Origin of the sequence: Paraburkholderia sp. EG286B, assembly GCF_040965655.1 — a bacterium.
Classification (GTDB): Bacteria; Pseudomonadota; Gammaproteobacteria; order Burkholderiales; family Burkholderiaceae; genus Paraburkholderia.
In genome coordinates, this window is the sequence record NZ_JBFRCF010000010.1 from 270813 (window position 1) to 296697 (window position 25885).

The following is a 25885-nucleotide window of genomic DNA, read 5'->3' on the forward strand; positions in this document are numbered from 1 at the left end:
AGGTTCATGCGGCCTCCCCGCCGGTGCGGCGCCAGAGGAACGAAGCGAGGTGCTCGACGGCGAGCGGCGCGCCTTTGTGCGCCGCCGCGTGGCCGATGTTGAGCAGGCACCCGCAGTCGGCGGAAACGAGGCGCTCGCAGCCCGTGGCGCAGGCGGAGGCGATCTTGTCGGCGACCATCGCGCCGGAAATGTCCGGGTGCTTGAGCGAGAACGTGCCGCCGAAGCCGCAGCATTCCGATTCGCGTTCGTGCTCGATGCGCGTGACGCCCGGCAGCGCATCGACGACTTCGACGCCGTGCACGCGCGTGCCCATCTCGCGCCGCGCGCCGCAGGAGGTGTGCAGCACGACGCGCTCGTCGGGCTGGCGGACGGCACCCTGCGCGCCATACGCGTTGAAATCGACGCCCAGCACGCGCACGAGGAATTCCGTGAGTTCGTACACGCGCGCCGAGAGTCCTTCGGCGCGCGCGCCGTTGGCGGCGTCGCCATCGAACAGCGTGGGCCAGTGGTGGCGCATCATGCCCGCGCACGAACCCGAAGGCACGATCACGGGCCAGGGCTTTTCGAAGAGTCCGAGTTGCGCGAGCGCGACCTCGCGCGCCTGGCGCGGGTTGCCGCTGCTGTACGCAGGCTGGCCGCAGCAGCTCTGGCTGCGCGGGAAATGGACCGTGAGGCCTTCGCGTTCGAGCAGCTTCACCGCGTCGAGGCCGGCTTGCGGCACGAACAGGTCGACGAGGCAGGTGGCGAACAGATAGACGTCGGTGGGGTGCTCGGTGGGGTATTGCCGTGGCTTCATGTCTCGCTCGTTGTCTTGGCGCGCTTTCGTGCTCCTTCCCCAGGGACCGGGGCCGGGCAGCTTGGAGACGAGCGCTGGTTTGGGCGCATAATTCCCGCTTCGGGCGAACGGTTCAAACTGGTTGGACCACTTGCCGCAGGCTAGAACGAGACTCGGGTATGACAATGAGGGACAGGGCAGGCGCGCGCGGGCGCGTGGAGACCGTGATGCGTCAGATGGAGACGTCGCTGCTCGACGGCACCTGGCGCGCGGGAGCGAAGCTGCCTTCCGAGCGCGTGCTCGCACTGGAATTCGACGTGGCGCGCAACACGGTGCGCGAGGCGATCCAGCGGCTGGCCGCGCGCGGCCTCGTGCAGAGCCGGCCGGGCGCGGGCGTGTTCGTCACCGACCAGCTGCGCACGGGCTTTGCTTCGCCGTGGGGGCAACTGGTGGCCGATCATCCGGCCTTGCGCGAAGACATCCTCGAGTTTCGCCGCGTGCTGGAAGGCGCGACCGCGTATTTTGCGGCGCTGCGCGCGAGCGACGAGGATCTCGCACGCATTCGCGCGCTGATGCAGGAGCTGGAGCGCACGCGCGAAGTGGACGACAAGGCCGCCGAAGCCGACACCGATGCGAAGCTGCACGAAGTGATCGCGCAGGCCTCGCACAACGCGATGTTCCTGCACCTGCACACGAGCGTGCTGGGGGTGCTGCGCGAGCACATCACCATCAACGGCACCGGTCTGCGCGTGCAGAACGAAGACGCGCCGGACCAGTTGCTGCTGCAGCACCGCACGCTGTGCGACGCGATCGTCGCGCGGCGCCCCGAGGAGGCGCGCACGGCGATGCAGACGCACATCGACTTCGTGCGCACGCGGGTGGGAGAGGAGATCGGCTGGCCGGAAAGTGGTCCGACCAGTGACGATGCGCCGCGCGCCTCGCCAGCGGCTGCGGCAGCGCAAGCGGGTAAGCCGGCGCGCAAAGCCGCGCGCAAGGCGCCTCTCAGCGCAAAGGAAAAGCCTGCGGCTCGCGCCGGGCGCGCGAACGCTGCTAAAGTCGGCTGATCGGGCCGACCGGCCTCATTCCGGGCCGTACGCCGTACCCGGCCGCATGAGCAGGAGGAACAGATGAACGAACGCGCCGCGCAAATCGTAGCGTTGAGCGCCGTGACGCTGACCGTCAGCGACATCGCGCGGTCGGTGTCCTTTTACGAGGCGCTCGGCTTCGTGCAGCGAGCCGGGCCGGCGGTGGCGGGCTTCGCGTCGTTCGCACTGGGCGGCGCGGCCGGCGTCTGCTATTTGAACCTGCTGGAGGGGCCGCACGGCGCGGTGAACGGCTGGGGCCGCGTGATCGTCTACGTCGCCGACGTGGACGCCTTCTACGCCCACTCGCTGGCGACCGGCGCCAGGCCCGAATTCGCGCCGCGCGACGCGCCGTGGGGCGAACGCTATTTTCATCTCGTCGACCCGGACGGCCACGAGCTCAGCTTCGCCAGGCCGCTCACCTGAGCCGCCACAATGCATTTGAAATATTCGTGACACTCGCTGCGCCGATAGTGGCGCGAGTTGACAGCATATCGACCAAGGAGAGAGTCGCCATGAATGAACTGGACCGCACGATGCACGCCGAACATACGGATGCGCAGTTGCAGGAAGCCGAACTGCATCGCCGCCGGCGTCTGAACGAAGAGCTCATCGACGCTTACGACGAAGAGCTCGAAATGGAGGTCGACGACCGGCTGCAGGAAAGCGGTCTGCAGATCAGCGACGAGGCGCGTGCGCTGCGCCGCGTCTATTTCCGCGAGCTGATCCGCCTGCAGGGCGAGCTCGTGAAGATGCAGGACTGGATCGTGAGCACGGGTCACCGGCTCATCGTGATCTTCGAGGGACGCGACGCGGCGGGCAAGGGCGGCGTCATCAAGCGCATCACGCAGCGTCTGAACCCGCGCATGTGCCGCGTGGCCGCGCTGCCCGCACCGAACAACCGCGAGCGCACGCAATGGTATTTCCAGCGCTACGTGCAGCATCTGCCGGCGGGCGGCGAGATGGTGCTGTTCGATCGCAGCTGGTACAACCGCGCGGGCGTGGAGCGCGTGATGAACTTCTGCACCGACGACGAATACGAAGAGTTCTTCCGCTCGGTGCCCGAGTTCGAAAAGATGCTCGTGAGAAGCGGCATCCAGATCGTCAAGTACTGGTTCTCGATCACCGACGACGAGCAGGAAGTGCGGTTCCAGAGCCGCATCGACGATCCGCTCAAGCAGTGGAAGCTCTCGCCGATGGACCTCGAAAGCCGCCGCCGCTGGGAGGCCTACACGCACGTGAAGGAAGTGATGCTGCAGCGCTCGCACATTACCGAGGCGCCGTGGTGGGTCGTGCAGGGCGTGGACAAGAAGCGCGCGCGCCTGAACTGCATTAACCATTTGCTGAGCCAGGTGCCGTATCACGAGATCGAGCACCCGCAAGTCACACTGCCGGCGCGCGTGCATCATCCGGATTACATTCGCCAGCCGGTGCCGCAGGACATGTTCATTCCGGAGATTTATTGAGGGGTTGCCCGCTTTCGCAGCAATCAATCAAATAAGCCGCGCTCCCCTCCCAGGGAGCGCGGCTTTTTTCTGGTCCTTTCGTGCTCAGAACACGTGCTTGAACACCCAATAGAGCGCGCCAGCCAGCACGATCGAAGCGGGCAGCGTGAGCACCCACGCCATCACGAGGCTGCGCACCGTATTCCATTGCAGGCCCGAGCCGTTCGCGGCCATCGTTCCCGCCACGCCCGAGGAGAGCACGTGCGTGGTCGAGACCGGCAGACCGTACACGTCCGCCGCACCGATCGTCACCATCGCCACGACCTCCGCGCAGCCGCCCTGGCCGTAGCTCAGGTGCTGCTTGCCGATGCGCTCGCCCACCGTCACCACGATGCGCTTCCAGCCCACCATCGTGCCGAGCCCCAGCGCGATCGCCACGGCCACCTTCACCCACGTCGGGATGAATTTCGTCGCGTGGTCGATCTGGCTGCGGAAGTTGTTGATGGACTTCAGGTCGTCGGCCGAGAAGGGCACCGCCTTCTGCTTGTCGAGCAGGCGGATCGCTTCGGAAACCACGTACATGTTGTTGCGCACGTTATCGACGACCGATTGCGGCACTGCCGCGAGCGAGCCGTAGCTGCGCACCTGTTCGGTCACCTGGTTCGAGAGCGCGGCGAGCGCGGGCACCGTCGTGCTCGACAGCGTGCGGCGGCCGATGAAGCGTTCCACTTCGGCGCGCGGATCGGCGGGCGCGGCCACGCCGTTCGTGTAGCGCTCGAGCGCGCGCGTGGCGTCGTGCGCGACGGCGATGAAGGTCTGCGTCTGCTCGGCCGTCACGGCGCGGTTCAGCGCATAGGCCGTGGGCACCGTGCCGATCAGGATCAGCATGATGAGGCCCATGCCCTTCTGGCCGTCGTTGGAGCCGTGCGCGAACGACACGCCCGTGCAGGTGAGGATCAGCAACGAGCGGATCCAGAACGGCGGCGGCTCCTTGCCCTTCGGCGCCGAGTAGAGGGCGGGCACGCGCACGACGGCCTTGAGGATGAGCAGCAGCAGGCCGGCCAGCAGAAAGCCGATGATCGGCGAAAAGAGCAGCGACTTGCCCACGCCGAGCGCCTGGCTCCAGTCCACGCCGCTCGTGCCGTTCGCGCCGTGCATGAGCTGGTTCATGAGACCCACGCCGATGATCGAGCCGATCAGCGTATGCGAGCTCGACGAAGGCAGGCCGAAGTACCACGTGCCCAGGTTCCAGATGATCGCGGCAATGAGCAGAGCGAACACCATGGCGAAACCCGCGCTGCTGCCTACCTGCAGGATCAGCTCCACCGGCAGCAGTTGCAGGATGCCGAAGGCCACCGCGCCGGTGGACGTGAGCACGCCGAGGAAATTCCACGCGCCCGACCATATCACGGCGATATTGGGCGAAAGCGAGTGCGTATAGATGACGGTTGCGACCGCATTCGCGGTATCGTGGAAGCCGTTCACGAACTCGAAACCGAGCGCGATCAGGAGCGCGATGCCGAGCAGGATCCAGGGCATCGCCGAGCTTTCGCGCACCGGCGAGAGGTCGTCGGCGAGATGCATCCCCACGTACACGGCGCCTGCGGCGATGACCACGAGGAAGGCGAGCAGGCTGGCGTTGCGCCCGCGTGCGGGGGCCGTGCCCGGTTGCGGTGACAGGGAAAATTCTGGCATGGCAGGCGGGCTCCTGGGGGAGGGAGTGGACAAAGGTTTCGCCTCCGATCCTGAACCGCCCAGGTGTCCGTTTGATGACGGATTCGTGCCAGCCATGCCCGATGCATGCCCGACAGACCGGCGCCCCATCGAATCGCGCCGTCAGCAAGAGGATTGCGCAGATGCCAAAACGGGTTCTTTCGCTGCGTCTTCTGGTGCACCGCTGGGCCCACGCGCGGGCGAAGGCGGCGACGCGCCTGATCGGCAACTATCCCTTCTTCGCGGGGCTTTCCGGCACGCTCGTCGCGACGGTGATGGCGATCCTCACCTACGCGGCGCTCTACGAGGGGCGCGCCGAGGAGCTGCGCCACGCGCAGGAGAACTCGCGCAACCTCGTGCAGCTCATCAGCAACGACATTGCCCGCAACGTGGAGATTTACGACCTGTCGCTGCAGGCCGTGGTTCAGGCGGCGCAGCAGCCGCAGACCTGGAGCATGCCCGAGTCGCTGCGCCAGCGCGTGCTGTTCGACCGGGCGACGGCGGCGTCGAGGCTCGGCGGGGCCTATGTGATCGACGCCACGGGCCATGTGAAAGCCTCGCGCAGCAACGCCTTCGACACTTCACCCGCCGGCATTTCGTTCGCCGACCGCGATTACTTCGTCGCGCAGCAGCGCGACCCGCATGTGGGCCTGTTCTTTTCGAAGCCGTTCCATTCCCGCCTGCGCGGCGGCGCGCTCACGATCGGCCTCACGCGCCGCATCAACGCGCCCGACGGCTCGTTCGCGGGCGTTGCGCTGCTCGGGGTGCGCCTCGACTATCTCGATCAACTGCTCGAGCGCATCGACCTGGGCCCGGGCGGCCACCTCTTCATCCTGATGCGCGACGGCACGCTGCTCGCGAGCAAGCCGCCCTCGACGCGCGGCGCCGGCTCGAGCTACGCGGACCTGCCGAATTTCGCATTTTTTTCGCGTCGCGACGCCGGCACCTATACGCTGCACTCGGCAATCGACGGGGTCGAGCGCATCTACACCTTTGCGCATGTGGGCAACTCGCCGTTCATCGTCGTCGTCGCGCCCGCCGTGGGGGACGTGCTCGCCGGCTGGCGGCGGCGCAGCTATATCGCGCTCGTGATGACCACGGTGTTCGGCGGCGCATGGGTTGCGGTGTCCTGGATGCTCGCCTTCGCGCTGCGCGACAAGGTGGTGGCCGAGGGCAAGCTCTTGCGCCTCGCCGTCACCGACCCGCTCACGGGTCTCGCGAACCGCCGCGCGCTCGACAGCCGTCTCGCGGAGGAGTGGCATCACGCGGTGCGCGAACGCACGCCGCTTTCCGTGCTGTTTTTCGACATCGACCACTTCAAGCTCTTCAACGACACCTACGGACACGCCGCCGGCGACGAGGTGCTGGTGTTCGTGGCCGGGCGCATCGCTGCAGGATCGCGGCGCGCAACCGATCTCGCCGCGCGCTTTGGCGGCGAAGAGTTCGCGGTGGTGCTGCCGGGCACGGCGCTCGACGCCGCGACGCGCATGGCGGAGAAGATCCGCAAACGCATCGAGTCGGACAATCTCACGCTGAGTGGTACGCACCATGGGTGCGTGACGGTGAGCGCGGGGTGTGCGAGCTGCAATCCGCCGGACGGCGGCAGCGGCGCGAAGCTGCTGGCCGCCGCCGACCGCCTGCTCTACGAGGCCAAGGAAGCGGGCCGCAATCAGGTCCGGTCGCAGCAATGGACGGGCGAGGGGGCGCAGCCGCTGGTGGATTCCGAAGCCGGAAGCCGAGGCCGCGATGCACCCGCAACGCGAGGCTGAGGCGCGCCGGCTTGCGTGCGGCGCGCGACGGCCGCCATGCCGTTCAGCGCGCGGACTTCGACAGCCGGTGGCCGAGGCCGAGGTTCGAGACGATCTGCCAGGTATAGACGCGCGAATAGTGCACGCCGAACTGGCGGCCGATCAGCTCGCGCACGCGGCTGTTGGTCCACGCATCGCTCGCAAAGCCATGCTCTCGCGCGGAGCCGTGCAGGGCGCTCGCGATCCAGCCTAGTGCGGCCTGATCGAGCACTGAAGGCCGGCCACCCACGCTCATCTGCTGGAGCGCTGCAAGGCCGCCGTCTTCGACGATGGACTTGTAGCGCCTCACCGTCTGGGCGGAAAGGTGGAGTGAGTCGGCGACGCTATTCACGGTCGCGCCTTCCATCAACATCTGGCCGGCGGCCATTCTTCTCGCGACGCTCGGCAGGTTCTCGGTTCGGGTAAGCATGTGTTCACTCGTCGACGAAAGATTCCGGACACGCGGCAATGCGGATGTGCCGCTCCTGTAACCCTTCCTGCAAGCGGGTCTTGTCGCTTGCCATGGATCCGGCGCCGGTGCGGTGACGCGGGAACCATGACGGACGGCGAAATCGACGCCCGGTGAAGGGCGCTTGTTGCGAAACGCCTCGGTGTTCCGCAGCGGATATTAATAATTGTTTTTGTAGGGAATGTGTATAGCTAGCGGAAAAATAGTCTGCTTGACTTGTGGATAATCCTGAACTAATGAGAAAAAACAACCGACTCGCGTGGGTCAACAATGCGCGCCGCCATTTCGCACCGCTCAGGCAATCCGAAGTTTGCTCCTATTTCAGCCAGTTAACCTGACTTAATTGCTCAACATTGAAAAGCAACACTCTGCGTTGTTTTGTATGACTAATTCAGTATTCAGCATGGATTGAAGTGAGCCAGTCTTATTCAATATGAATTAAATGACGCCGGTCGCACCTTTAGATGTTTGTTAGCGTTTTCGATCTGTGCCGTAAAAGTTAGCCTGATCCGGCAGGGTGATGACGGCTATGGGGCAATTTCAGGGAGTGATTTGCTTTTTTTGTGCAGAATGTTTTCGCAAACATTTCGAATCGATTGCAATGCGGATTGGATTCGAATGAACGAATGCAGAATGCCGGATTCGCCGCGCAGCGTATCGTGTGGCGAAACGGGTCCCTGAATCCCGCGGGCCGCCAAATGCGTCCGTGCGCTTCGTCAAACGATGCGCGGCATGGGCGGCGGCCCGCTTTCTGGCCGCTGCGGATGAATCAAGAACTCGATGAAAAGGTAGGTCGTTTGCTGCGCCGCGCTGCGAGCCGGCGCTCGCTCGTGCCGTACGGCGCGTTTCATGCCCTGTTCGCGGGCGACGTGCCGTTGCGGGTGCGTTACGAAAAGCTCGAGGCGGCCGCGGCCGCGTTGTGCGAGCCACGCGAGGCCGACTATGCCTCGCTGCTCTCGACCGATTCGGGCCTGCCCGGCCCGGACTTCTATACACGCTTCAAGCGCTTGCATACCGAGCGCTACTACGAAACGCTCGGCGCGGACCGGCATCGCATGCTGCGGCTTGCCGAAAAGCGCCAGCTCGCCAACGAGGAACGCGAGCGTGTCTATGCCCATTACCTGCGCTGTGCGGCCGAAGAAGCCTGCATGACCAGCGCTTGATGCGTGCGGGCGGCGCCATGCCGCTCTCTTGCCATTCACGATCCACACAAGGAGGCTTCATGTCCACACGCTACCGTTCTTCGGCGCCGCTGCTCGGCGCCATACTCGTGCTTGCCCTCGGCGTGTCGCCGCAGGTGCCGCTGTTTGCGCAGACGGCGTCCGATGCCGCGCCTGAAAGTGCGCCCAACGCGACGCTACAGATCGGCGAGGTGCAGACCACGGCGACGGTCGTGAGCATCGACGCGGCCACCAATTCGGTCACGCTGCGCGGCGCCCGACGCAACCTGGTGACGGTCGCGGTCGATCCCGCGGTCGGCGACGTGAGCAAGCTCAAGCCCGGCGATCATGTGAACATCCTCTACAAGGAGGCGTTGCTGCTGCGCGCCGAAAAGGTGGCCACGCGGGGCATCCGCTCGCGCGTCGATACGGTCGCTACCACGCCCGCTTCCGGCGGCATGACGGCAACGGCGCGCAGCGTGCAGGTGATCGCGACGGTGGAGAAGATCGACCGCAAGAGCCGCAAGGTCGCGTTGCGCGGACCGAACCGCACGGTCGTGGTGGTGGCGCCGCCGGACGTGCCGCTCGAATCGATCAAGGTGGGCGACAGCATTCGCGCCGACTACGTGGGCGCGACGGCCGTGCATGTCACGCGCGACGGCCAGAACCTGCAGTGAAGCAGTAACGCTGGGCGGCGTGGCTAGTCGGCGCGATTGCGGTCGCGTACGAGGATCGACACGTAGATTGCCGTGCAGACGATGATGACGGCCACGCCGGCAATCACCTTCTGGTGGTCGAAGTTGATGAGGCCGACCACTGCGATGGCGATGCCGGCGGCAGAGCCGAGCGTGCCCATTGCGGCCACGAAAATGCGCACCTTGCTCCAGACGCGATGGCGCCGCTCGGGACCTGCGCCTTCCATAAACCGATGCAGTCGATCAAACATGGCGGCTCTTCCGGGTTGGGTAGAAGACGGTCATGCGGGCGCGAATGAATGCGCGGCCCGGACCAGATCAAGTATAGCCAGCCCATTATTACGCGTTCTTTCAATTGCCTGCGCCCCGGTGCGCCGGAATTCCCGAGCGTTTTTTGCGCGCGTTTAAGTTTGTCTTAATTTTGGCTCGCCATGATGGAGCGGTCGGGTCGATTCGATAGTTCGATTCGCGGTTGTTCTTCACGTCCCCTGTTGGCCGCCGATTCACTCGGCGGCCTTTTTTTCGTCTGCCGTCGACGTTTGCTAGCGTCGATCACCGCACATTCACGCCTTTATTTGTGATTCGTCGCGAGGGCGCCCGCGCTGTTTGCGCCGCCAAAGAGCTGTGTCAGATATTGCTGGTTGTTGTTCATGATCGACATGAGGTTATTGAGCGCGGTGAACTGGCGGTTGAATTGCGCAGTGAGCTGGGTTGCGCGCACATCGAGCATCGACGACTGCTTTTTGATGTCGTCGAGTTCCTTGTTGATGGCTGTGCTGCGCCGCTCGATGATGCCGCTCGACTGCACGTAGGGCGTAATGGCGCTGTTGAGCTTCGTGGTCATGCCGCCGCTGCCGAACAGCGCCGCAATCGCACTGTTGCCCGGTTGCAGCGCTTTCTTGAACGTCTCGTCGTCGATCTCGAGCTTGCCGCTCTTGTCGAGCTTGATGCCGATCTCGCCCAGCGAATGGGTCACGCCGTCGCTGCCCTTCACGCCCGCTGAAACGACCGCGGGCAGACTCGCCGCGAGCGTGCGCGCGATCGAGTCGCCGAGCAGCGCGCCCGCTTGCGCGCTCGTCGAACCGGTCGCGGCCGTGTAGGAGGTCAGCCCGCTCAGGGCATCCACGTAGCTGTTGTACGCCTTCACGAAGTCGCGGATGGATGTGCCCGTCGCTTCGGTGTCGGGCGCGATGGTGAGCGTTTGCTTCGTGCCCACCGAGGCGCTTGCGAGCTTGATCGTGATGTCGCTCACCACGCCCTCGAGCGTGTTGCTCGCGCTCGTGACGCGTGTGCCGTCGATGCGAAGCTCGGCGTCGCTGGCTGCCTCGACTTCGCGCATCTGCGAGGAAGCGAGGCGCGTGTCGACGCCCGCGCCCGCCTGCACGTCGATCGCGTTGGCCGCGCCGGTCTTGTTCGCGGTCAGCACGAGGTGCTGGCCGTCGGCGCCGTTGACGATCGACGCCGTGACGCCTGGGTTGTCCTTCGCCCGGTTGATCGCCGCGACGACGTCGCTGAGCTTGTTGCTGCCCGCAGCGATCGTCAGATGCATGGACTTGCCGCCCATCGAGATGTCGAGGCTGCCTTCCCCGAGCGTCTCGCCCGTGTCGAAGCTGTCCGAGGCGAGCTTATGCGCTGTCGCGAGGCGATCGACTTCGACCGTGAAGCTGCTCGCCACCGCGTTCTTGCCGGCCACCGCGCTCAAGCCCTTGTCCTTCTCACTCGTCGTGACGGTGAAGCGTTGCAGCGCGGCGCCATCCTTGAACGGCTCGAGTGCGGTCTGGAGCGAAGCGAGCGCCGACTTCAGCGTGCCGAGCGCCGAAAGTGTCGTGCTACTGGCGGTCTGCTTCGCGCTGAGGATGGCGCTCGGCCCCGCGATCTTGGCGTTGACGAGCGCCTTGACGAGCTGGTTGACGTCGAGCGTGGAGTTGGTCGCGCCGCTGATGATCGACTGGGCGGCGTCGCTCAGCGCGCTGTTGGCGCTGGCGGTCGTGGTGTTCGTGATCGTGCTTGCCATGAAAGAAGTCCGTTCGTTCTGGTGCGTCGAGTCGACGGAACGCGCAAATGCGCGGCCATGCTTTCATTACGGCAAGCTTTCATGAAACTTTATGAAAGAAATGAAAAGTTTTTGAAAAGTACAGGATCGGTACTGCGGCGGCAGCCAGCCGCCCGCTTCAAACGTGCTCGGGGAAGCCCGAGCGGCCTTGCGTGAGATCAGTCAGCGTGTGGCGCGCAGCGTCCAAGGCGGTAGCGGGCAACTGGATCGTGAGGCGGACCGTCATGGCGTACTGGCTCTCCACGAGCGTGAACTGCTGCTGGTCGATCCAGTGGCGCACGCGGGTTTCGTCGGGATAGCCGAGTTCGACCGTGAGGCGCGCCTGCGCGATGCGCTCGACGCGCTCGGCCCCATGCAGGGCGCTGGCAATGGCGTCGGTATAGGCGCGCACGAGGCCGCCCGCGCCGAGCTTCACGCCGCCGTAGTAGCGCACCACGGCGGCGAGCACGCCGTCCAGGTCGTGATGGCGAAGCACTTCGAGGATCGGGCGCCCGGCGGTGCCGGAGGGCTCGCCGTCGTCGGACATGCCGGACTGGCCGCCCGCTAGCAGCGCCCAGCAAACATGCGTGGCGGTGGGATGTTCGTCGCGCAGGCGGCGGATTTCAGCCATGGCCGCTTCGCGGTCGGCAACGGGAAGGGCGTGCGCGATGAAGCGGCTCTTGCGGATATCGAGTTCCGCCGTGACGGGATGGGCGAGCGTGAAAGTTGGCACAAGCGGGGTGGCACTGCAGGCGAAACCCCCATGTTAACCGATGCTCATGGGTCGGCTTTCGACGTCAGTCCCCATATCTTGCCAGTTTGCGTAATGGTTCTTTGCGTCAGATGCTAGTGACGCCCCGGCCTTGAGCCCGGATAATGCACGGCGTGACGGATCTAGCTCTGGCTGGAGCGAAGCCGAACTCCTCATTCGGTGATCCGTCATAGTTCTTCTCTCGCGGCGCCGCTGCACCGTTCCGGCAGACGCGATTCTCCAGAAGCACAGAAGCCAAAAAAATCCCCGGTCGGACGGTGTCACGACCGGGGGTCACAAGGCTCGCCTGTTCTCAAGAGGCAATCCCACCTTACGTCCGCAAAATTGCGTCCGCAATCGGAAAAAAAACCTGGTGCGCCTGGCACCCGAAGGGCGCTAGTGTTCTCATTCGCGCGCAAAAAAAATCCCGGCCATCTCTGGCCGGGCAATGAGAATACACCGTGCGCTCCGGGGAACGAAACGCCCATCAACGTTACCCGCGGGGCGTGCGGGCGGCAACACTTCCGCATTACCTGCAATTACTAACGTCTGCCTTTCCGGATGCGCCCGGCGTGCGGCGCGGCAGGCCGGATCCGCCGTGTGGCGGGCGTTGCGGTCAATTTGATTCGCATAGCGAACGATATTCGCGCGCCCGCACGCGCGCGGCGAAGTAAGGCGCTGAAATGCGCCGAGGCCGGTCTCCCCAGGGGGAAGACCGGCCTCGGTGTGCCGCTTGAGGGGCCTCCAGAGAAGGCGGCCCCTGGATCACGCGTGCGTCACGCGGATCAGTAACGCGGCGGGGGCGGCGGACGATGGTCGTCGTCGCGGTAGTGCGGGGGACCCGGATCGTGCGGGTGATGGTGCATCCACTCGTCGTGTTCCCAATAGCGGTGGCCGTCGTAATAACGGTTCTCGTGCCAACCGATCGAGACGTGCGCGTCCACCGGCATCATGTGCGGTTGACCGTATTGCGGCGCCGATTCGGCACGCAGCCCATACGGAGCCGATTGAGCGAAGGCGCTCGAGGCGCCCATCAATGCGCCGCCGGCGATCAGTGCTGCGGCGATGGCGCGGGCGGGGGTCTTCCAGCTCTTCGTGTTCATGAGTTACCTCCTCGTTGGTTGCGTCGTCAGTCACGCGGCATCGGGATGCCTTTGTGTCGCGACCACGGTTCAAAGCTTATCGGCCAGAAGCGGAGGAAAACGTGACCACTTGTAAGCTTTCGTTTCATACGATTCTTCATGCAAGAAAGGCCGCTTTGACAGTTGGCCCTTGATGCAGAAAGGATTAAGCGCCGTACCTGACAATCGGGAACAGGCCGTAGAGGGTCGGGTTGTCAACTGACGTTACATTCGGGCGGCGCGGGCCGCCCGAATGCGTCACGTGTACCGGCCAGCAGGCCCCGCTGTCGTTCTTACCGAGGTGTTTTCGGCGCGGGTGTTGCACCAGCCACATCGATCGCGCTTTGCGAACCTAGTTGCGCGCGCAACTCATATTTCTGGATCTTGCCCGTGGCCGTGCGCGGCAGTTCGCCGAAGCGCACGGCGCGCGGCACCTTGAAATGCGCGAGAAAGAGCCGGCAGTGCGCGATGATTTCCTCGGCCGTGGCGCTCGCGCCGGGCCGCAGTTCGACGAACGCGCAAGGCACTTCGCCCCACTTCGGGTCGGGCATCGCCACGACGGCGGCGAGCGCGACGGCCGGATGGCGATACAGCGTGTCCTCCACCTCGATGCTCGAAATGTTCTCGCCGCCCGAGATGATGATGTCCTTGCTGCGGTCGGTAATGCGCACGTAGCCGTCGGGCGTCATCACGCCGAGGTCGCCCGTGTGGAACCAGCCGCCGCGGAACGCCTCTTCGGTCGCGCGCTCGTTCTTCAAATAGCCCTTCATGCAGATGTTGCCGCGGAACATGATCTCGCCGAGCGTTTCGCCGTCGGCGGGCACGGGTTCCATCGTCTGCGCGTTGCGCACGCTCACGCCGCTTTGCAGGTGATAGCGCACGCCCTGGCGTGCGGCGAGGCGCGCCTGTTCCTCGTCGGGCAGCGTCTGCCAGCGCGCCTGCACCGCGCATACGGCAGCGGGGCCGTACACCTCGGTCAGACCATAGACATGCGTGAGTTCGATGCCGATCGCCTTCATCTTCGCGATCACGGCCGGCGCGGGCGGGGCGCCTGCCACCATCGTGCACACCGTGTGAGCGATGCCTTCGCGATACTCCGCGGGGGCGTCGGCGAGCGCGCCCTGCACGATGGGCGCGCCGCAATAGTGCGTGACGCGCTCGCTGCGAATGAGATCGAACACGAGCTTCGCGTCGAACTTGCGCAGGCACACGTTCACGCCCGCACGCGCGGCGACGGTCCACGCGAAGCACCAGCCGTTGCAGTGAAAGAGCGGCAGCGTCCAGAGGTACACGGCGTGCTTGGGCATGTCCCATTCGAGGATGTTGCTCACTGCGTTGAGGTACGCGCCGCGATGGTGATAGACCACGCCCTTGGGGTCGCCCGTCGTGCCCGAGGTGTAGTTCAGTGCAATGGCGTCCCATTCGTCGCGCGGCGGCTCCCAGGCGAACTCGGGATCGCCTTGTTCGAGGAACGCCTCGTAGTCGGTGGCGCGCGGGAAGTACTCGGGGTCGGCGGCCGCGATGTCGGCCACGCTGATGATCCTGAGGTTGGGGAATTCGAGCGCCGCGCGCTGCGCGAGCGCCGCGAATTCGGTATCGACGATCAACGCCTTCGCTTCGCCATGGCGCAGCATGAACAGCATGGTTGCGACATCGAGTCGCGTGTTGAGCGTGTTGAGCACCGCGCCGAGCATGGGTACGCCGAAGTGCGCTTCGACCATCGCGGGGATGTTGGGCAGCAGCACCGCCACCGTGTCGCCGCGGCCGATGCCCGCCTGCGCGAGCGCGCTCGCGAGCCGCCGCGTGCGCGCATAGGTTTCGCGCCAGTCGCGGCGGACCTCGCCGTGGACCACGGCCAGGCGGTCGCCATAGACTTCGGCGGCGCGGGCGATGAAATCGACCGGCGTGAGCGGCACATAATTGGCCTCGCGTTGCGCGAGCCCTTCTTCGTAGGGGTGCAACATGGCGGTGTCTCCGAACGGTTATGGGTTTGTCGATATGATTCGCGCTACCGTAGCAGGGCCGCGCATGCCAGTCTGTCGCCGGCGCGACAGAGCGGGCCGCGACGCACGGTGTGCCCGACAAGATCGACCCAAAGATTGACCTAACCCAGGAAAGCGCGATGTCGCAATCCATTATGCCCCCGGATGGGACACCGCCCGCCCGCGATTCATGGCGCGAAGGCGAGCGCATCGACGCCGCAAACGCCGCGCGCCTGGCGGCGCTATTCGAGCGGTGCGCTTGGTTCCGCGCGCTCGAGCCCGAGCATCGCGAGTGGGTGCTCGCGTCCTCGCATGCGCAGGGCTATGCCGCGGGCGCGATCGTCGCCGCACGCGAAGCGCCCTCGGACTGGTGGCTCGGCGTGAGTTCCGGCCTCGTGAAGCTGGCGATCTTCAATGCATCGGGGCGCGGCTGCACGTTTTCGGGCGTGCCGCACGGGGGCTGGTTCGGCGAGGGGAGCGTGATCAAGCGCGAGCCGCGCAAGTACGACGTGATCGCGCTGCAGCCGTCGCTCGTCATGGCCGTCGCCACCGAGACGTTCCACCGGCTCATGGACTGCAGCCTGCCGTTCAACCGCTTCGTGATTCATCAGCTCAACAACCGCATGGGCGAATTCATCGCGTTGATCCAGAACAGCCGCTTGCTCGACGTGGATGCACGCGTCGCGCAGTCGCTCGCGCAGATGTTCAATCCCTATCTTTATCCCGAGACGGGGCGTGCGCTCGACATCTCCCAGGAGGAGATCGGCATGCTGGCGGGCGCGTCGCGTCAACGGATCAACCAGGCGCTGCAGACGCTCGAGCGCGAGGGGCTCGTCGCGCTCTCGTACAACCGCGTGGACGTGCTCGATCTCGACGGGCTGCGCGCGTTTGGCCGCGACCAGATCTGAGGATCGCAGAACCCTTATCAATCTTGCGAGGTATAGAAGACTCTCTCCCCCGCGAGCCGGTTTTTAGGCGTGGCCGTGCTGCGTAGACTTTGCTCATCGAATACATAAGGAGAGCAAGGTGAAAAACGCAATGCTGCGCGCGGCGCTGGTTTCGATGATGGCGATCGTTCCGGCGGTGTCGTTTGCCCAATCCGCCGGCACGCACAACGGCCCGGTAACGCGTGCCCAGGTGCTTCAGGAATTGGTCGATCTGGAGTCGGTGGGGTACAACCCGGCTTCGTCGAACGACGCCACTTATCCGGAAGATGTGCAGCGCGCCATGGGCCGGCTTGCCGAAAAGCGCGCCAACGAAGCGCGCCTGGCGCAGGAGCAGGTCGCGCAATCGGGCTACGGCGCACCGCCCGCGCAGAACGGTGAAGCGGGTGCGCCCGCCGTGTCGGGCAGTGAGTCGCCGCCCGCTTATCGCCACCATTGATTGAGGCGCTAACCGCGCCCTGAGCCGCCCCGGGTGCCGCTGGCACCCCTGGCGCTCTCGGGGCCGGCGGCGACGTCGGGCGGCACGCCGAGCAACTGCAGCGTGCCGGCCGTCACACCCGAGAACACCGGCCCCGCGACCGTGCCGCCATAGAACGCCTTGCCCGCCGGATCGTCGATCATGACCGCGACGATCACGCGCGGCGCGCTCATCGGCGCCATGCCGACGAACAGCGCCCGATAGCGGTTCTTCGCGTAGCCCGCGCCGATTTGCTTGCGCGCGGTGCCGGTCTTGCCGCCCACCCGATAGCCTTCCACATTGGCGGCGCGCCCCGTGCCGCCGTCGCTCGTCGCCATTTCCAGCATCTTGCGCATCGCGGCGGCCGTGGCCGGCGTCGTGACCACGCGCGCCGCCGACGCGGAGGCACCGCCTGCGCCGCCCGGCGCTTCACGCAGCAGGGCGGCCGGATGCAGCGTGCCGTCGCCGGCGTAGGCCGTGTAGATCTGCGCCATCTGCAAAAGCGAGGTGGACAGGCCGTAGCCATAGGCCATCGTCGCCTGCTCGATGGGGCGCCAGCGCGCCCACGGCCGCACGCGGCCAGGCGCCGCGCCCGGGAACGTGACGCCGGGCCGCTGCCCGAGCCCGTACTCCTGATACTTGTCCCAGATCGTTTGCGCGGGCAGGTTCAGCGCGAGCTTGGCGAGCGCGATGTTGCTCGACTTCTGGATGGCCTCCGCCACGGTCATGCGGCCGTGATTCGAGGTGTCGTGAATCGTCGCGGGGCCGATGCGGTACGTGCCCGGCGCGGTGTCGATGAGGGTGTTCGCGTTGACCTTGTGCAGGTCCATCGCCAGCGAAACGACCACAGGCTTGATGGTCGAGCCGGGCTCGAACGTGTCGACCACGGCGCGGTTGCGCAACTGCTTGCCCGTGAGCCGCGCGCGGTCGTTCGGGTCGAACGACGGCCAGTTCGCGAGCGCGAGGATTTCGCCGTTCTGGGCGTCGAGCACGACGACGCTGCCCGCTTCCGCATGATTCTTCGCCACGGCGGCCTTGAGCTGCGTATACGCGAGCTGCTGCACGCGGCGGTCGATGGTGAGCTGGACGGTGTCGCCGTTGCGCGGCTGCACGCGCTCGCTCGGCTCCGAAACGACGCGCCCGAGCCGGTCGCGGATCACCTCGCGCTGGCCCGGCGTGCCGCGCAGGCGCGCGTTCGCGGCAAGCTCCACGCCTTCCTGGCCGGCGTCTTCGACGTCGGTGAAGCCCACCACGTGCGCAGCCGATTCGCCTTCGGGGTAATAGCGCTTCGAGTCGGCGATCAGGGTGATGCCGCCCGCGCCCATCTCGTCGATGTGCGCGGCGGTTTCGGCATCGACCTGGCGCTTGAGCAGCACGAAGGAGCGGTCGCCGGCAACGCGCCGCTCCAGTTCCGCGAGCGGCATGTCGAGCAGGCGCGCGAGCGGCGTGTGCGCGGCGGCGTCGAGGAGCCGCGGATTCACCCAGACCTCGAAGGTCGCGAGGCTCACGGCCAGCAGCGCGCCGTTGCGGTCGACGATGCGCCCGCGCATGGCGTCGAGCTCCAAGGTGCGCTGGTAGCGTTTTTGGCCCTGCTTCACGTAAAAGCCGTGATTGGCGACCTGAATCCAGAACGCGCGCCCGGCCAGCGCCGCAAAGGCCGCGAAGGTGATGAACACGATGAACTTCGAGCGCCACGCGGGCAGGCGCGGCGCAAGCATCGGGTGGCGGGTCGCGGCTGCGTGCGGGTCGCGCGGCGGTTTCCTGGAACGGATCATCGGCAAGGCGGGATGGCGGGGCAGAGTCACATTGTAAACAGGATGTAATTGAATTGAAATGTTGGGTGCGCACGGCCGCGAGGCAATAGGGCGCGCGGTGCACGCCGTCAGGCGGCGCGAGCCGTGCAGGGGAGCGGGGAGAGGCGCAAAGCGAACCGGGCCGCGAATGCGGCCCGGCGGGGAGACATGCAGACCGGCGGTGAGCCGGTATGGCGACAGCGTTACGCGTGCGCGGGCAAGCGGAAGCTCGCGATCGACTCGCGCAGCCCGCTCACCTGATCCTTGAGCGAATGGGCGGCGGCGGCGGCCTGTTCCACGAGCGCCGCGTTCTGCTGCGTCACCTGATCCATCTCGCCCACGGCGCGGTTGACCTGCTCGATGCCGGCGCTCTGCTCGCGCGACGCGTTGCTGATCTCCTCGAGGATCTCGTGCACGCGTCGCACCGACTGCACGATCTCGGTCATCGTCGAGCCCGCGTTGGTCACGAGATGCTGGCCTTCGGTCACGGTGCCGGTCGACTTTTCGATCAGCGCCTTGATCTCCTTGGCGGCGGTGGCGGAGCGCTGCGCGAGGCTGCGCACTTCGGCGGCCACCACCGCGAAGCCGCGGCCCTGTTCGCCCGCACGCGCCGCTTCGACGGCGGCGTTCAGGGCGAGGATGTTGGTCTGGAACGCAATGCCGTCGATTACACCGATGATGTCGCCGATCTGCTGCGAGCTCGTCGTGATGTCGCCCATGGTGCGCACCACGTCGTCGACTACGGCGCTGCCGCGCGTCGCGACGTCGGCGGCCTGGCTTGCGAGCGACGCCGCATGCTGGGCGCTATCCGCGTTCTGGCGCACGTTCGCCGTCATCTGATCCATGCTCGACGCCGTTTGCACGAGTGCCGCCGCCTGTTCCTCGGTGCGTTGCGAGAGATCCGTGTTGCCCGCCGCGATCTCGTTGGCGCCCACGTTGATGTTCTCCGCGCCGCTGCGCACGCGCGAGACGGTCTGCACGAGCGCTGTCTGCATCGTGGCGAGCGCGCGCATCAGGCTGGTCTCGTTCGTGCCCTGCACCTGCAGGCGCAAGGTGAGGTCGCCCTGGGCGATGCGATTGGCCGCGTCCACCGCGCCTTCCAGTTCGCCGCCGATGCTGCTGCGCACGCTGCGCACCACGAGCGCCATCACGGCCGTGGCGGCGCCGCCCAGCAGGAAGGTCACGCCGAGCCAGCGCAGCAGGCTGTCGTAGAACTCGGCGCGCACGTCGTCCATGTACATGCCCGTCACGATCACCCAGTCCCACGGCACGAAGCGGCGGCCGAAGCTCAGCTTGGGAACGGGTTCGCTGTGGCCGGGCTTGGCCCAGAGGTAGTCGAGGAAGCCGCCGTTCGGGCCGCTCGCGGCGTTCACGAGCCCGGTGAACACGTGGGTCCCCGCGGGGTCGGTGAAGTCGCTGAGGTTCTTGCCGTCGAGCTCGGGCTTGATCGGGTGCATCAGCATGACCGACTGCGAGTTGTTGATGCTCAGATAGCCGTCGGTGCTGTAGCGGATCGAGCCGATCACGGTGAGCGCCTGCTTCTGGGCGTCGGCTTCGGGCATGACGTTGCGTTGCGAGAGGCCGTAGTAGTAGTTGGCGATGCTCGTCGCTTCGTCGACGAGCGCCGTGAGCTGCGCGCGCCGCTCGCGGATCATCGCTTCGCGGCTTTGCCAGGCGCCAAAGGCGACGATCAACAGCAGGCCGATCCAGAGGATCGCGATCATCGAGCGGAGCTTTTTGTTGAGGGTCATGTTCTGCATGGTCGGTCGGGTAATTCACAGGGCTGGAGCGGTACGACTGGCGATGCGTTGCCGCCAGACTGTGTTTACGGCCCACGCAAACGCGCGCGAGACCCAGGGCGAACCCTGCTTAGGCAGATTTTTCTTCATACAAAACAAAGCCCTTGATCTAGCGCATATGACGCGCTGCTGAAACGCCCGCGAACGCGCCGACAAAAGCCACAAATTTCACAGTAACTCCATGATTTGCCACTGTTTGCAGGGATCGACTGCGGATAGGAATCATTTCCGATATAGTCGCGACTTTGCCCCCGGCCGGCCCGACTTCGAGGCCTGCGATCAAGCCGGGATGAAGGACCTTTCCCAACGATGCGACGCACACGGCGCGGCCCCCGCTGCCGCCCCCATGACGTCCACTGGAGCAACAAGAATGAACGCACGCGAACCCGCCCTGGTCCCCGCCGCTCTTGCCACATCGCGCAGCGCGCGGCTGCGCCAGATGCTGACCAGCAACGAACTCGAATTCCTGATGGAAGCGCACAACGGCCTTTCCGCACGCATTGCGCGCGAGGCGGGCTTCAAGGCGATCTGGGGCTCGGGCCTGTCGATCTCCGCGCAGTTCGGCGTGCGCGACAACAACGAGGCGAGCTGGACCCAGGTGGTCGACAACCTCGAGTTCATGGCCGACGCGAGCGACCTGCCCATCCTGCTCGACGGCGACACCGGCTACGGCAACTTCAACAACGTGCGCCGGCTCGTGCGCAAGCTGGAGCAGCGCGGCATTGCGGGCGTGTGCATCGAAGACAAGGTGTTCCCGAAGACCAACAGTTTCATCGGCGGCGAAGCGCAACCGCTTGCCGACATCGACGAGTTCTGCGGCAAGATCAAGGCCGGCAAGGACTCGCAGACCGACGAGCACTTCTCGATCGTCGCGCGCGTCGAGGCGCTGATCGCGGGCTGGGGCATGGACGAAGCGCTCAAGCGCGCCGAAGCGTATCGCCAGGCCGGCGCGGACGCGATCCTCATCCACAGCAAGCTTTCGAAAGCTGACGAGATCCTCACGTTCGCGCGCGAGTGGGCGGGCCGCGGCCCGCTTGTGATCGTGCCGACCAAGTACTACAGCACGCCGACCGAGGTGTTCCGCAAGGCGGGCATCAGCACGGTGATCTGGGCGAACCACCAGATCCGCGCGGCCGTTTCGGCCATGCAGGCCGTCACCAGGACGATTTACGAAACACAAACGCTCGTCGACGTCGAAGACCGTATTGCTACGGTCAACGAAATTTTCCGTCTGCAGGACGCCGACGAATACTCGGAAGCCGAAGACCGCTATCTTTCCGCTTCGTCGCGCGGCGCAGGCTCGGCGATCGTGCTGGCCGCGAGCCGCGGCTCGGGCCTCGATGCCTACACGGAAGACAAGCCCAAGGTCATGCTGCCGGTGGCGGGCAAGCCGCTCCTGCGCTGGCTTGTCGATGCGTTCAAGAAGCAGTCGGTCAACGACATCACCGTGGTGGGCGGCTACAAGGCCGAAGCCATCGACACGGCGGGCATCAAGCTCGTGCGCAACGAGCGTTTCGCGCAGACGAACGAACTCGCTTCGCTCGCGTGCGCGGTCGGCGCGCTCGATAACGACACGGTGATCTCGTACGGCGACCTGGTGTTCCGCAGCTATATCCTGCGCGATCTCGTGGAAAGCGAAGCGGACTTCAGCGTGGTGGTGGATTCGTCGCCCGAGCCGGAGAACAGCAGCACGCGCGACTTCGCATGGTGCTCGGCCGCCGACGAGCGCGATCTGTTCGGCAGCAAGGTGTTGCTCGAGCGTGTGGCGAGCGATCCGGCCGCGAACGGCGCGGCCCCGCACGGCCGCTGGATCGGCCTCGTGAACGTGCGCGGCGCGGGCCGCGCGAAGCTCGCGAAGAAGCTCGCGCAGCTGCAAACGCGCGCCGACTTCGACACGCTCGACATGCCGGCGCTGCTCAATGCGCTGATCGCAGACGGCGAGAAAATCGAAGTGCAATACGTGCACGGCCACTGGCGCGGCGTGAACGACCTCGAAGACTTCCGCCGCGCGGGAGACTTTGCCCACGCACAAACGCCGCTGGGCGCGGAGGGCCAGGCATGATCGAAGCCGCACAGTTCGTCGAAGCGGCGCGCTCGCGCGGCTTCGAGTGGTACGCCGGCGTGCCGTGCTCGTACCTCACGCCGTTCATCAACTACGTGCTGCAGGACGACTCGCTGCACTACGTGAGCGCGGCCAACGAAGGCGACGCGGTCGCGGTCATCGCGGGCGTGGCGCTCGCGGGCAAGCGCGGCATCACGATGATGCAGAACTCGGGCCTCGGCAACGCCGTGAGCCCGCTCACCTCGCTGACGTGGACGTTCCGCCTGCCGCAACTGCTGATCGTGACGTGGCGCGGCCAGCCGGGCGTGCCCGACGAGCCGCAGCACGCGCTGATGGGCCCGGTCACGCCGCAGATGCTGGAAACGATGGAGATTCCGTGGGAGACGTTCCCCACGGAAGCCGACCAGATTGCGGCGGCGCTCGATCGCGCCATCAGGCACATGGACGAAACGGGCCGCCCGTACGCGCTCGTCATGCAGAAGGGCAGCGTCGCGCCGTACGAACTCGAGGGCGGCGGCGCGATGCCGGCAAAGCACGCGCTGCCGGTCGCGCAGGCCAAGTGGACCGGACGGTCGCCTGAGCAACTGCCCACGCGCCAGCAGGCGCTCGAGCGCGTGATCGCCGCGACGCCTGCCGAGTCGACGGTGGTCGTCGCGTCGACGGGTTTCTGCGGCCGCGAACTCTACGCGCTCGACGACCGCTCGAACCAGCTCTACATGGTGGGTTCGATGGGCTGCGTCACGCCGTTCGCGCTCGGCCTCGCGCTCGCGCGGCCCGACCTGAACGTGGTCGCGCTCGACGGCGACGGCGCGGCGCTCATGCGCATGGGCGTGTTTGCCACGCTCGGCGCCTACGGCCCCGCGAACCTCACGCACGTGCTGCTCGACAACGGCGCACACGATTCGACGGGTGGCCAGGCGACCGTGTCGGGGCAGGTGTCGTTCGCCAACGTGGCCGCCGCGTGCGGTTACGCCGACGCCGCGGAAGGCGACGATGTCGCCGTGCTCGACAGCGTGCTCGCCGCCGCGCGCGAACGCGCGAAGGGCGCCTCGGGTGTCGCAGGCACGCGCTTCGTACGCCTGACGATTCGCCGCGGCACACCCGACGGCCTGCCGCGCCCCACGATCACGCCGCCCGATGTCAAGACGCGCCTCATGCGCCACATCGGCGCCGCTGCCGACACGTCCGCCAAATAAGGAACTACCGATGCTGCTGCTCAATCCCGGCCCGGTCACGCTCACCGAACGCGTGCGCCAGAGCCTCCTCCAGGAAGACCTGTGCCATCGCGAAAGCGAGTTCTTCGACGTACAGGAAGAGGCGCGCACGCGTCTCGTGGGCGTCTACGATCTCGACCCCGCGCAATGGCAGGCCGTGCTCATGACGGGCTCCGGCACGGCTGCGGTCGAAAGCATGATCTCGACGCTCGTGCCCGCGAACGGCAAGTTGCTGATCGTCGAGAACGGCGTGTATGGCGAGCGCATCACCGCGATCGCGAAGCAGTACGGCATCGCGCATGAGGTCGTCAGGCACGACTGGATGCAGGCGCCGGACCTCGCGCGCATCACGGCCGCGCTCGACGCCGACAAGGCGGTCACGCACGTCGCGATCATTCATCACGAAACGACCACGGGCCGCCTGAACGATCTGCGCGCAGTGGGCGAAGCGTGCCGCGCGCGCGGCGTGCAAATGCTCGTGGACGGCGTGAGCAGCTTCGGCTCCGAAGCGCTCGACTTCGGCGACGCGAGCATCGCGGCGGTGGCGGCGACGGCGAACAAGTGCCTGCACGGCGTACCGGGCGCGGCCTTCGTGGTGGTGCGCCGCGCCGCGCTCGCGCAAGCGCATAGCCGCACGTACTATCTCGACCTCAAGCGTCTTGCCACGCTGCAGGATCAGCGCAATACGCCGTTCACGCCTTCCGTGCACGCCTATTACGCACTCGTCGAGGCGCTGCGCGAACTCGCCGACGAAGGCGGCTGGCAGGCGCGTCACGCGCGCTATGCGGCGCTTTCCGAGCAGGTGCGTGCAGGGCTCGCCGCGCGCGGCATGGAGAGCGTGCTGCCGAAGGAAGAGTCGTCGGTGGTGCTGCGCGCGTTCCGCTTGCCCGCGGGCGTCGACTATCCCGCGCTGCATGACGCGCTCAAGGCGCGCGGCTTCGTGATCTATGCGGGGCAGGGCGGCTTGTCGGCGGAACTGTTCCGCATTTCGACGATGGGCGACATTCATGCCGCCGACGTCGAACGCTTGCTGGCGGCGTTCGATGAAGTGACGCGCTAAGGGCGTATTTCGAAGAGTGCGAAAGCAATTGGCGGGCGGCTTCGGCCGCCCGTTTGCTTTTGCGGCCGTGTTTCAATAGCCCGTGAGCACCGCGAACGCGAGGGTTGCCGAAGACAGCACGAGCAGCACGAGAAAGAGCGGCAGGATGAAGCGTAGCCACTCGCCAAAGCCCACGCGCGCCGTGGCGAGATACGCGAGCAGCATGCCGGAGGTGGGCGTGACCATGTTCGTGAGGCCGCCGCCCAGCACGAATGCCAGCACCGAGGTCTGGCCGCTCACACCTGAAAGCTGTGCGATAGGCCCGATGATCGGCATGCTCACCGCTGCCTTGCCCGACACCGAAGGAATGAACACGTCGAGCAGCATCTGCACGGCCATGAGTCCGTTGGCGACCCACACGCTCGAGCGGCCGTGCGCGAGGCGCGTGAAGTAGTCGATCAGCGGGTCGAGCACGAAGCTGTTCTGGAGGATCAATTCGACGGATGCCGCAAGCCCGATCAGGAGACCCGCGAGCACCATGCCCTTCATGCCGTCGACGAAGGCCTCGGACGCGCTGCGCGAATCGAGCCGCCCCACGAGCGCCGTCACGATGCTGATCGCCACGTAGAACGCGGAAAGCTCGACGTTCCCCCACCTCAGTTCGCGCGTGCCGAACACGAGTGCGGCGGCCGCGACGGCGAGGATGACGAGCGTCGCCTTGTGGCGGCGCGAGAGCGGCGTGGGCGCATGCAGCGCCTCGACGGCGACCTCGCGCCGATAGCCGCTGCGACGCACATAGAGCAGCAGATACGTGACACCGATCGTCAGAAACACCACGAACACGCCGAGCCGCAACGCCAGGCCGCTGAAGAGCGGCACGCCGACGATGGGCTGCGCCACCGCGAGCGACAGCGGATTCGTGACCGAGGCGATATAGCCGATCTTCGCGGCAATCGCGACGAGCGCCACCGCGAACAGATTCGAGAGCCCGAGCCGTTTCGCGAGGAGCATCACCATCGGAATGATGACCAGGTACTCCGAAATGAAGCCGAGCAGGGTGCTGCCGAGCCCGATCAGGATCATGAGCAGCGGCGCGAGCAGGTAGACGTTGCCGGCGGTGAGCTGGAGCAGGCGGTCGATGCCGGCGTCCACCACGCCCGTGCGCTTCATGACGCCGAACATGCCGCCCACGAACATCACCATGACGATGAGCGGCGCGTTCTTGATAAGCCCCTTCGGGATGGCGACGAACACCGAGACGAGGCTCGCGGGCGCTGCATGGTCCGGCGTGCTCTTCGTCACTGCGGGCGCGACGAGCGTGGCGAGATCGCCGCTTTTCGGCACCACGTGGTAAGTGCCCGGAATCACGAGCTTGTCGTGGCGCTCGAAGCGGCCTGCGTCGACGAACCAGGTCATCGCCAATGCGGCGGCGAGCACCCAGAGCATCATGACGACAGGGTGCAGCATCTTGCCGTGCGGCCGGGTTTCCTGTTTTTCGCCTTCTGCGGGTGGCGTGTCTTCACGCGGGGAGGAGGGCGGAGCGACGATCATGATCAGGAATCCTC

At 66.1% G+C, this 25885-nt stretch carries 21 protein-coding genes and 1 pseudogene; 11 read left to right on the forward strand and 11 right to left on the reverse strand.

Annotated features, from left to right (window positions below; genetic code table 11):
- Positions 1 to 4 precede the first annotated feature (4 nt).
- Entirely contained in the window at positions 5 to 796 is a 792-nt protein-coding gene (locus AB4Y42_RS23190; RefSeq protein ID WP_368688482.1) for a (Fe-S)-binding protein, read from the reverse strand.
- Positions 797 to 1002: 206 nt separating this feature from the next.
- Between AB4Y42_RS23190 and AB4Y42_RS23195 the strand changes: the two are divergent.
- The 3 genes and pseudogenes from AB4Y42_RS23195 to ppk2 all read left to right on the forward strand — a co-directional run.
- Positions 1003 to 1656 (forward strand): annotated as a pseudogene (locus AB4Y42_RS23195) (FadR/GntR family transcriptional regulator); the annotation flags it as partial.
- 246 nt (positions 1657 to 1902) lie between these two features.
- The gene (locus AB4Y42_RS23200; RefSeq protein WP_368695452.1) at positions 1903 to 2283 is read left to right on the forward strand and encodes a VOC family protein; all 381 of its coding nucleotides are present in this window, start codon (positions 1903 to 1905) and stop codon (positions 2281 to 2283) included.
- An 89-nt stretch (positions 2284 to 2372) separates the two neighbouring features.
- Positions 2373 to 3323: a polyphosphate kinase 2 gene (gene ppk2, locus AB4Y42_RS23205; RefSeq protein ID WP_368688480.1), complete on the forward strand. Its 951-nt coding sequence runs from the start codon at positions 2373 to 2375 to the stop codon at positions 3321 to 3323.
- A gap of 84 nt (positions 3324 to 3407) precedes the next feature.
- Here the strand turns inward: ppk2 and AB4Y42_RS23210 are convergent, their stop codons facing one another.
- Complete coding sequence (locus AB4Y42_RS23210) at positions 3408 to 4997, reverse strand: inorganic phosphate transporter (protein WP_368695453.1); 1590 nt, start codon at positions 4995 to 4997, stop codon at positions 3408 to 3410.
- Positions 4998 to 5158: 161 nt separating this feature from the next.
- On the opposite strand from AB4Y42_RS23210, the gene AB4Y42_RS23215 reads away from it, so the two are divergent.
- Complete coding sequence (locus tag AB4Y42_RS23215) at positions 5159 to 6784, forward strand: diguanylate cyclase (RefSeq protein WP_368695454.1); 1626 nt, start codon at positions 5159 to 5161, stop codon at positions 6782 to 6784.
- 43 nt (positions 6785 to 6827) lie between these two features.
- Here AB4Y42_RS23215 and AB4Y42_RS23220 read toward each other — a convergent pair whose 3' ends face one another.
- Complete coding sequence (locus tag AB4Y42_RS23220) at positions 6828 to 7232, reverse strand: helix-turn-helix domain-containing protein (RefSeq protein WP_028202557.1); 405 nt, start codon at positions 7230 to 7232, stop codon at positions 6828 to 6830.
- Positions 7233 to 8035: 803 nt separating this feature from the next.
- On the opposite strand from AB4Y42_RS23220, the gene AB4Y42_RS23225 reads away from it, so the two are divergent.
- Complete coding sequence (locus AB4Y42_RS23225) at positions 8036 to 8434, forward strand: hypothetical protein (RefSeq protein WP_368688477.1); 399 nt, start codon at positions 8036 to 8038, stop codon at positions 8432 to 8434.
- A 59-nt stretch (positions 8435 to 8493) separates the two neighbouring features.
- Positions 8494 to 9108 (forward strand): hypothetical protein, encoded by a 615-nt coding sequence (locus AB4Y42_RS23230; protein ID WP_368695455.1) that lies wholly within the window; start codon positions 8494 to 8496, stop codon positions 9106 to 9108.
- Between the two features lie 23 nt (positions 9109 to 9131).
- Here AB4Y42_RS23230 and AB4Y42_RS23235 read toward each other — a convergent pair whose 3' ends face one another.
- The 5 genes from AB4Y42_RS23235 to AB4Y42_RS23255 all read right to left on the reverse strand — a co-directional run bounded on the left by AB4Y42_RS23235 (position 9132) and on the right by AB4Y42_RS23255 (position 14994).
- A complete protein-coding gene (locus tag AB4Y42_RS23235; protein ID WP_245623541.1) occupies positions 9132 to 9377 on the reverse strand; it encodes a DUF2964 family protein in 246 nt (81 codons plus the stop codon).
- 320 nt (positions 9378 to 9697) lie between these two features.
- Positions 9698 to 11140, reverse strand: a complete 1443-nt coding sequence (fliD, locus tag AB4Y42_RS23240) for a flagellar filament capping protein FliD (RefSeq protein ID WP_368695456.1) — start codon at positions 11138 to 11140, stop codon at positions 9698 to 9700.
- A gap of 157 nt (positions 11141 to 11297) precedes the next feature.
- Positions 11298 to 11891, reverse strand: coding sequence for a YigZ family protein (locus AB4Y42_RS23245; protein ID WP_368695457.1), 594 nt, complete (start codon positions 11889 to 11891; stop codon positions 11298 to 11300).
- 803 nt (positions 11892 to 12694) lie between these two features.
- The gene (locus AB4Y42_RS23250; RefSeq protein ID WP_368688473.1) at positions 12695 to 13012 is read right to left on the reverse strand and encodes a hypothetical protein; all 318 of its coding nucleotides are present in this window, start codon (positions 13010 to 13012) and stop codon (positions 12695 to 12697) included.
- A 311-nt stretch (positions 13013 to 13323) separates the two neighbouring features.
- Positions 13324 to 14994: an acyl-CoA synthetase gene (locus AB4Y42_RS23255; protein ID WP_368688472.1), complete on the reverse strand. Its 1671-nt coding sequence runs from the start codon at positions 14992 to 14994 to the stop codon at positions 13324 to 13326.
- A 173-nt stretch (positions 14995 to 15167) separates the two neighbouring features.
- Here AB4Y42_RS23255 and AB4Y42_RS23260 point away from each other — a divergent pair, with 173 nt between their 5' ends.
- Complete coding sequence (locus tag AB4Y42_RS23260; RefSeq protein ID WP_368695492.1) at positions 15168 to 15920, forward strand: Crp/Fnr family transcriptional regulator; 753 nt, start codon at positions 15168 to 15170, stop codon at positions 15918 to 15920.
- A gap of 118 nt (positions 15921 to 16038) precedes the next feature.
- A complete protein-coding gene (locus tag AB4Y42_RS23265; protein ID WP_368688471.1) occupies positions 16039 to 16395 on the forward strand; it encodes a DUF4148 domain-containing protein in 357 nt (118 codons plus the stop codon).
- Between the two features lie 8 nt (positions 16396 to 16403).
- Here AB4Y42_RS23265 and AB4Y42_RS23270 read toward each other — a convergent pair whose 3' ends face one another.
- Both AB4Y42_RS23270 and AB4Y42_RS23275 read right to left on the reverse strand, forming a co-directional pair.
- Complete coding sequence (locus tag AB4Y42_RS23270) at positions 16404 to 18188, reverse strand: peptidoglycan D,D-transpeptidase FtsI family protein (protein ID WP_368695458.1); 1785 nt, start codon at positions 18186 to 18188, stop codon at positions 16404 to 16406.
- A 221-nt stretch (positions 18189 to 18409) separates the two neighbouring features.
- A complete protein-coding gene (locus AB4Y42_RS23275; RefSeq protein ID WP_368688469.1) occupies positions 18410 to 19957 on the reverse strand; it encodes a methyl-accepting chemotaxis protein in 1548 nt (515 codons plus the stop codon).
- A 418-nt stretch (positions 19958 to 20375) separates the two neighbouring features.
- Here AB4Y42_RS23275 and aepX point away from each other — a divergent pair, with 418 nt between their 5' ends.
- From aepX to AB4Y42_RS23290, 3 genes are read left to right on the forward strand one after another with little or no spacing between them, the layout of a single operon-like run.
- Positions 20376 to 22067, forward strand: coding sequence for a phosphoenolpyruvate mutase (gene aepX / locus AB4Y42_RS23280; RefSeq protein ID WP_368695459.1), 1692 nt, complete (start codon positions 20376 to 20378; stop codon positions 22065 to 22067).
- Positions 22064 to 23263 carry a phosphonopyruvate decarboxylase gene (aepY, locus tag AB4Y42_RS23285; RefSeq protein ID WP_368688467.1) on the forward strand — a complete coding sequence of 400 codons (1200 nt, stop codon included), beginning with the start codon at positions 22064 to 22066 and terminating at the stop codon, positions 23261 to 23263. Before aepX ends, aepY begins: the two co-directional genes overlap by 4 nt.
- A 10-nt stretch (positions 23264 to 23273) precedes the next feature.
- Positions 23274 to 24341, forward strand: a complete 1068-nt coding sequence (locus AB4Y42_RS23290) for a 2-aminoethylphosphonate aminotransferase (protein WP_368695460.1) — start codon at positions 23274 to 23276, stop codon at positions 24339 to 24341.
- Between the two features lie 72 nt (positions 24342 to 24413).
- Here the strand turns inward: AB4Y42_RS23290 and AB4Y42_RS23295 are convergent, their stop codons facing one another.
- Entirely contained in the window at positions 24414 to 25871 is a 1458-nt protein-coding gene (locus AB4Y42_RS23295) for a YfcC family protein (protein ID WP_368695461.1), read from the reverse strand.
- Between the last annotated feature and the right edge of the window lie 14 nt (positions 25872 to 25885).